9 protein-coding genes are annotated in these 6812 nt (G+C 42.4%); 3 read left to right on the top strand and 6 right to left on the bottom strand.

From position 1 onward, the window contains the following. Positions 1-261, top strand: a 261-nt coding sequence (locus RM049_RS35830; protein WP_322707601.1) for a hypothetical protein, incomplete at its 5' end; no start/stop codon positions are given. A gap of 136 nt (positions 262-397) precedes the next feature. Here the strand turns inward: RM049_RS35830 and RM049_RS35825 are convergent. The 5 genes from RM049_RS35825 to RM049_RS35810 all read right to left on the bottom strand — a co-directional run bounded on the left by RM049_RS35825 (position 398) and on the right by RM049_RS35810 (position 3818). After that, entirely contained in the window at positions 398-577 is a 180-nt protein-coding gene (locus tag RM049_RS35825; protein WP_322707600.1) for a DUF6887 family protein, read from the bottom strand. After that, positions 574-750, bottom strand: a complete 177-nt coding sequence (locus RM049_RS39495; protein WP_416212686.1) for a DUF6888 family protein — start codon at positions 748-750, stop codon at positions 574-576. The genes RM049_RS35825 and RM049_RS39495 overlap by 4 nt, the downstream gene beginning before the upstream one ends. 334 nt (positions 751-1084) lie before the next feature. Beyond that, complete coding sequence (locus RM049_RS35820; RefSeq protein WP_322707599.1) at positions 1085-1486, bottom strand: type II toxin-antitoxin system VapC family toxin; 402 nt, start codon at positions 1484-1486, stop codon at positions 1085-1087. 10 nt (positions 1487-1496) lie between these two features. Next, on the bottom strand, positions 1497-1790 hold the full coding sequence (locus RM049_RS35815) for a hypothetical protein (RefSeq protein WP_322707598.1): 294 nt from the start codon (positions 1788-1790) through the stop codon (positions 1497-1499). A 102-nt stretch (positions 1791-1892) separates the two neighbouring features. Next, positions 1893-3818, bottom strand: a complete 1926-nt coding sequence (locus RM049_RS35810; protein ID WP_322707597.1) for a DUF1565 domain-containing protein — start codon at positions 3816-3818, stop codon at positions 1893-1895. Positions 3819-4368: 550 nt separating this feature from the next. Here RM049_RS35810 and RM049_RS35805 point away from each other — a divergent pair. Together RM049_RS35805 and thiS are read left to right on the top strand one after the other, a co-directional pair. Then, positions 4369-5484, top strand: coding sequence for a thiamine phosphate synthase (locus RM049_RS35805; RefSeq protein ID WP_322707596.1), 1116 nt, complete (start codon positions 4369-4371; stop codon positions 5482-5484). A gap of 103 nt (positions 5485-5587) precedes the next feature. Next, positions 5588-5800: a sulfur carrier protein ThiS gene (gene thiS, locus RM049_RS35800; protein WP_094349580.1), complete on the top strand. Its 213-nt coding sequence runs from the start codon at positions 5588-5590 to the stop codon at positions 5798-5800. Here the strand turns inward: thiS and blaOXA are convergent. Next, positions 5797-6651 carry a class D beta-lactamase gene (blaOXA, locus tag RM049_RS35795; RefSeq protein WP_322675611.1) on the bottom strand — a complete coding sequence of 285 codons (855 nt, stop codon included), beginning with the start codon at positions 6649-6651 and terminating at the stop codon, positions 5797-5799. The two genes, thiS and blaOXA, sit on opposite strands and share 4 nt — an antisense overlap. Positions 6652-6812: the final 161 nt, after the last annotated feature.

The following is a 6812-nucleotide window of genomic DNA, read 5'->3' as shown; positions in this document are numbered from 1 at the left end:
CGTTTTGAGGTACTTCAAAGTCGTTTTGAGGTACTTCAAAGTCGTTTTGAGGTACCTGAAAGTCGTTTTGAGGTACTTCAAAGTCGTTTTGAGGTATTAGATGATGAGTTTTCTTGCCTTAACCCGATTTACGGCGAAGGCGATCGCCAATCACCGAAAGTTGGTAAAACAGAAAAAACTGAGCCTGCTGTATCCAGACGCAAGTCGCCAAATCAGCGCAGATATAAGGGTGTGCGATCGCGAGAATATCGGCGTTGCTGAATAAAGGCAAGTCCCAAAATTCACATTGAGTCAAGCTGCTAATACCAATTTGAAAAAAGAATGTGTTGCAATCATTAATTGAATTGGTATAAATTGAAAAAACCCCGTTACTGGAATGTCAGTAACGGGTTTCATGTTAACTAGCTTGATTAATACGCCGTTTTAACTCAGCCTCTAATTGTTCTGGAGTGCTGACCACTACCCCCGGTTTCGCTCTTATGATGCTGAGGTAATGCTGAAATGCCTCCTCATCCTGGGGGTTTGATATCACATATTGTCTTAATTCTTGCTCATTAAGAGTTAAATAGTCTGTCATCGGATAATGTTCTCCCCATTACTAAGAATTTCTATTTGGATGGTTTCGCCTATCAAAATCACGATTCGGCTTATCCTCTGATCAAATCTAACCAATGCTATATCTCTAAACAAATTACTAGCCCGAACGCAAAAGTCAAAGAATGCTTTAAGTTGCTCGATGGTCGGTTCCATACCTCTTACTATTGAATAAAATTAAATCGGTTCATTCGTGACAAGTTAGGATAACATTGCCTTTGTCAATTATAAATTCCACTGAAAAATGAAGAGAGAATAAAGTATCAAATTAAGCTTAATACTTAGCTTAAGCAGAAAAATGAATGATGATGACTAAAAAAGCGATGCCTTCTCCACATTAGAAAAGCGATCGCTCTCTCAAGTCGATTGATTTCATTTTGACCCGCGATCGCCAATGACAATAAAAAGGATCTGACCTTCATATTTGCTAGACTGACTGCAACAAACGAATAAATACAAGTTGTCAAGAAGTAAGAATACAAATGCAGTATTAACGTGAAGGGGTAATAAGCCGGAGATTGGGAATTTCTAGGAAGTCTTTGATATTGTGAGTTACTAGCGGTAAGTCGTAGCGTAGAGCCGTTGCAGCAATCCAAGCATCTTGTGGAGATATTGGTCGTCCCGCGCTTTGTCGATTGGCACGAACCTGTGCCCATTCTCGACAAAGAGATTGATCGACTGGAACGATCAGGTAATTCGACAGGTATTGTTCTAGCTGTGTGGGGCGACGATCGCCCCACTGACGCAAAATTGCCCACTGAAACAGTTCAGCGACGGTCATGAATGACAGTGCCAATTCCTGACCACTCAAAAGTGGCAAGTAAGGGTCGGCATAATCACTACCTTTGAGGATGAAGGAAGCGATATCAGTATCAATGAGGAGAAGACTCATGGCAGTTTAGTTAGATCGCCTTTTGGCGCTGCTGTCGCAGGAAAGTGAGAAAATCCTCGATCGAGTCTTCTTCAGGCCAAAAGTCAGCAGCGAGATATTTGAGGCTATGAACGGTAATAGGGGTCTGGGTGGCGAGTAACTGCTTGAGCGTGGTATTTTGCCAAAACTGATTACTGAGATTTTTAAGATCGGTTTGAGAGTGTGAGGATGAATTGCTTTGGGTAAGGATTTGCAGCAGTTGTTGACGTTCTGTAGATGAGAGCAGTTGGATGGCAGCGATCGCAGCTTCGAGTTGTGGAGTCATAGTGCGGTTTTGTGGTTATCTGGTTCTATGCTATTTGAATTCAGGGGCGATCGAAGCGTGAAAGTATCCTCCGCCTCTTTTGCCCCATGCCCCATACCCTACTCAATTCAACGGTTCCATAATGGCTCTTAAACCTTTACTAGAGAGTGTTTTAAGCATTTCTTTAGCGTTATATTCACTGCTAAATACTCCTGCTTGCATAACTCTTTGACCATCCCAAACTGTGAGAAACGCACCAGGAGCAAGCGATCGCACTAAATCTCGATCCCGATCGGTTGTAAGTGGCACTACTACGCGATAACGTACACCAAATTGTGTTGCAGAGTTACCACCATAGGGAATACTTGCAGAACTTGTTTGTAGATTGCGAGTATTAACAATGGGGATATTGGGATTGGGAAGTGGTAAAAGTTCTGAAGCACCTGGGGCAGCAGTTTCTAGTATTGGTAATGGCTGTTGTGTTTGATTCCTTATACTTGCAACTGGTGGCTGTGCAACTGAATTGGATGGGGACTCAGGGGCAGTAAACTCAATGGTATTAGGATCGATCCGCACGTAATTTAACTGTGGTGTATCAGGTGGCTGTGCGTTAATTGGTATTTGTCTACCTGACAAGCTGCTAGGAGTAGGAAATCCGGCGACTCTAGAAGTCGGTGGTTGTTTGGATATAGGCAAGGAAGGCGGTACATTATTGGCTGGCATTAATGGCAGCAGTTGACTGTTTAATTGCCCAGAAACAGGATTATTTGCTGAAATACTGTTGCTGGTTTGCCCATTAGTAGTTTCAGAGATTTCTGGAGCCGAGAAGGTGATTTCTCCACTTGGTGGTATTTGTCGTAATACGTTGTTGGGAACTGGTTGAGAATTTGGGGTTGCTAGTGCTGTTGTACCGTTAATATCTACCTTACCAATGATGCGATCGCTCACAAGGTTATTACCAGCAGCAGAAATCACCTGTTTAGCAGCGCTGGCGTTAATGTCGTGGCGGCCATTATTTTGAAATGTATTACCCCCAGGTTCGGATGCACTACCCAAATCTGGCATTGCTTGAGCGATCGCGACTAAACCATCTTCTTTATTATCTTGAATAGAATTATTCCGCAAAATCGGGCGGGCATTTGCTTGTACGATAATTCCCGATCTATTGTTTTGAATTTGATTACCTATGACTATAGGAGCAGCATTTTGAGCAATATTAATCCCAAAACCTGTTTGCTGAAAGACATTTTCTTTCACTTGCGGACTAGAGTTACCAGCAATTGTGATGCCATTGGCTCCATTGCGATCGAAGTAATTCTTACTAATGGTAGGTGCGGCATTACCACTGACGGAAATTCCATCTTGAGTACTGCCAGTAAAAGTATTTTCTGCGACTACCGGATTGCTAGATTCAATCCATAAACCGTAACCACGAGGATTAGAGTTCGTCACTGTTACCCCTGTGAGCAAGGCTTGGTTTGCCCCGACAATTGTGACGTTTTGGCCGCCAAAGCTTCGACTCAGGTAATCACCGCCTCCCTGAATGATAATCTCCTTACCTTGATTGCTGGGGTTGCCTTGAATTGAAATACCCGGTTTCAATATTAAGGGAAATTCCTCTCCTGTCTCGGCGCTATAAGTGCCAGTAGAGAGCATAATTACAGTATTGGCGTTAGCTAATCGCAATGCATGGGTAATAGTTTTTACAGGAGCGGATTCGCTGCCATTGCTTGCCTTGTCATCTCCAACACCAGGATTGACAAATAGCACATTAGCTTGAGAAGGTGTTTTCTGATTCAGAGGTGCTGAATTTGGTGTCGATGGAATCTGAGCGATGCTTTCTCTACGAGAGGCTTTGCCAACGGCGAGCTGCGCTAACGCACTATCCTGGCTGATACCCAGAAACGCTATACTTGCCGCCCCCATCCCTAGAATAAAAGATAATACTGAAAAACTAAAAAATAAAAGCCTTGCTGATTTCAGAAACTTCAGCTTTGCAAACAAAACATCTACTCTATGGTACTCAGTAAACATACGAGGAAGAATCATATTTAACACCACTCCTTATAAGTAATCATAAATTCTTATACTCCCTAGAGAGTATTATGTCGATAATATTACTCATATATTGACCGAGTGGCGATATTTAATACATAGTAATAAATGATATTAGACATCTCCAGAAATTAATTGTGCGTTGCCCAAAATAATTTGTGGGCAAAATTCATGAATTGTGCCTATATCATTTATTTAATAGATATAAAAGTGAAATTAAATATGTGTTATCCAAAATCCTTGTAGAGACGTAACATCATGTTACCCACCCCACAAGAATTAATTGGATATTTTTTTTATTTGGAAGTCCTTCGGATTGCTACATATCTATTGTAGATTTTCTGGTGTATTCCCTTTTGCTAGTCTTTTGTAAGCTCGTTGTCTATCGTAAAACACTTGACTAAGCTCAGTGCGAAACTGTAGCCTCAAACTACCCTTATCACTGTCTATAGGAACATGGGATAATTTACCGTAACCCTCACTACTACGTTATTTTGCGTAGATTCCGCAAAAATTAGTAAAAAAAAGCAATCTTATTTAACTTATGGTTACTAGGACTTATGATAATTCACACTTCGATGAAAGCACTAATGGGGTTGTTGTAATGGTCGAGCCATACAGCCAAAAAGAGCAAACACAGCAAGTTGTTTACCGCATTTTAGATGCCAATTTAGACCGCGCTCGTGAGGGTTTGCGAATTATCGAGGAATGGTGCCGATTTGGTTTGAACAATGCCCAGTTGGCTCTGGAATGCAAACGGCTGCGACAAGAGGTAGCCAAGTGGCATACTCCAGAATTACGGGCGGCGCGAGATACACCAGGCGATCCTGGAACTGAGTTAACCCATCCTCAAGAAGAACAACGAGCTAGTATAAAATCGGTCTTGCAAGCTAACTTTTGTCGGATAGAAGAAGCATTACGGGTGTTGGAAGAATACAGCAAGCTTTACCAACCAAGTATGGCTAAAGCTTGTAAGCAGATGCGCTATCAGGTTTATACCCTAGAAAGTAGTTTAATGGGTCATCAGCGCCATCAATTGTTGTGGCGATCGCGTTTGTATCTTGTGACTTCCCCTAGTGAAAATTTGTTGAACACTGTCGAAGCTGCACTCAAAGGCGGATTAACACTTTTACAATACCGCGACAAAACCGCCGATGATTCTTTGCGTCTGGAACAAGCGAGAAAATTACGGCGGTTATGCCACATCTACGGTGCTTTGTTTATTGTTAACGATCGCGTGGATGTAGCTTTAGCTGTCGATGCCGATGGGGTGCATCTGGGACAACAAGATATGCCTATTGCTGTTGCTCGGCAATTACTCGGTTCGCAACGTCTGATCGGTCTTTCTACCACAAATAAAGAAGAAATGCAAGCAGCAATTGCTGAAAATGTAGATTACATTGGCGTGGGGCCAGTTTATGAAACTCCCACGAAAGTAGGTAAGGCAGCAACAGGGCTAGAATATGTCAGCTATGCAGCCAAAAATTGCTCAATTCCCTGGTTTGCGATTGGGGGAATAGATGCCAATAATATCAATGATGCGATCGATGCTGGAGCCGAACGTGTAGCAGTGGTGCGATCGCTCATGCAAGCCGAACAGCCTACCCTAGTAACGCAATATTTGCTCTCCCAACTAAATCGCATTAAGCCAGAAATTTAAAAGAGTCATTTGTCATTTGTCATTTGTCATTTGCCCAAAGTGAGTAACCAATACCCAATTTCCAATGCCCAATGCCCAATTTCCAATGCCCCACACACATATTATGTCTAATGAGATTACGATTCAGGTGAATGGGGAAACCCATAGCTGCTCATTTCAAACTTCTTTACCCGACTTACTCCAACAGTTGGGTTTTAACCCCCGATTGGTAGCTGTGGAGTATAACGGCGAAATTTTACACCGACAATTTTGGCCGCAAACAAAAGTGCAACCAGGCGATCGCTTAGAAGTGGTAACTATTGTTGGTGGTGGTTAGTTGATTTGAGCCAGCAAGCCCAAATCCTTGAGGCTACGTCGTGTAATCTCAATGCGGGCGGGTGCATCTTCCGATTTTTGCATATCAAGGGTTGTGGCGAAAAAGTAGACGTTTTTGTTTTGCTCTAAATAACCCACAAACCAACCAACATTTGGTTTAGTACTGGTTAACCATCCCGTTTTTCCTCGCAGTGTATAGTCTGGAGTTTGTTCGCGTACCATAATGTCTTTGACAAGATTTATTGTCCGTTGCGAGAAAGGCAAATCGCCTTGATATAACCGTTGCAAAAACTTAATTTGCTGTTTGGGTGTAATTTGCAATAGCTGCGGTTGTAACCAAAAACGATCGATGTCTGCGACAGTGCCAATCTGACGGTTTCCGTAGCCTACTTTATTAATAAATTGCTGCATCCGTTCATATCCAGCCCTACGTGCCAATACTTGATAGAACCAAACAGTTGAATCCTTAAAGGCTTGACGCAAATTTGTATCATGATTCCAGGCATCAATGTCTCGGTGAATTCCATCCCAAGTGAGAACTGCCACATCATCAGGAACTACACCTGTTTCTAATGCCACCAGCGCGTTAAAAATTTTGAAGGTTGAAGCTGGAGCGATCGCAGTTGCATTACGTTGAGGATTGTGTTCGTAGGTGCGGTTGTTTTTTGAGTCGTAAATCAAGATAGAGCCTTCACGCTCAAATTCTTGAAAGTGTCGCCCGAAATTTGGCGCTTTCACAGCAGGACGTTCAGATGAAGTTGAAGCAGGTTGAGCCACAACATACATTGCCCCAAAGGTAATCACACTAACTACAGCAAGACATCCAATGACTGTAAACACGAAAGATTGCATTCGGTGCTTTGTGTAACGCCGAAGGAATTGCTCTATGTTAAACCAGATATTCTTCATTGCACATTTAATCGCATCACAAGCGAGATTTTACAATGAAATCTTGCTCTTTTGCGAAGCAATTTGTTAAAGGTTATGCAGAAACATGACTTATAGTAAATTGC

The organism is Nostoc sp. DedQUE04, assembly GCF_034530995.1.
Lineage (GTDB): Bacteria > Cyanobacteriota > Cyanobacteriia > Cyanobacteriales > Nostocaceae > Nostoc.
Note: the sequence above shows the minus strand (reverse complement) of the source record. Positions and strands in the feature narration are given on the sequence as shown.

Excerpts from the sequence above, each read along its gene's own strand:
- RM049_RS35825 (WP_322707600.1), bottom strand. The coding sequence starts at position 577 with ATGACAGACTATTTAACTCTTAATGAGCAAGAATTAAGACAATATGTG.
- RM049_RS35810 (WP_322707597.1), bottom strand. The coding sequence starts at position 3,818 with ATGATTCTTCCTCGTATGTTTACTGAGTACCATAGAGTAGATGTTTTG.
- blaOXA (WP_322675611.1), bottom strand. The coding sequence starts at position 6,651 with ATGCAATCTTTCGTGTTTACAGTCATTGGATGTCTTGCTGTAGTTAGT.
- RM049_RS39495 (WP_416212686.1), bottom strand. The coding sequence starts at position 750 with ATGGAACCGACCATCGAGCAACTTAAAGCATTCTTTGACTTTTGCGTT.
- thiS (WP_094349580.1), top strand. The coding sequence starts at position 5,588 with ATGTCTAATGAGATTACGATTCAGGTGAATGGGGAAACCCATAGCTGC.
- RM049_RS35820 (WP_322707599.1), bottom strand. The coding sequence starts at position 1,486 with ATGAGTCTTCTCCTCATTGATACTGATATCGCTTCCTTCATCCTCAAA.
- RM049_RS35805 (WP_322707596.1), top strand. The coding sequence starts at position 4,369 with ATGGTTACTAGGACTTATGATAATTCACACTTCGATGAAAGCACTAAT.
- RM049_RS35815 (WP_322707598.1), bottom strand. The coding sequence starts at position 1,790 with ATGACTCCACAACTCGAAGCTGCGATCGCTGCCATCCAACTGCTCTCA.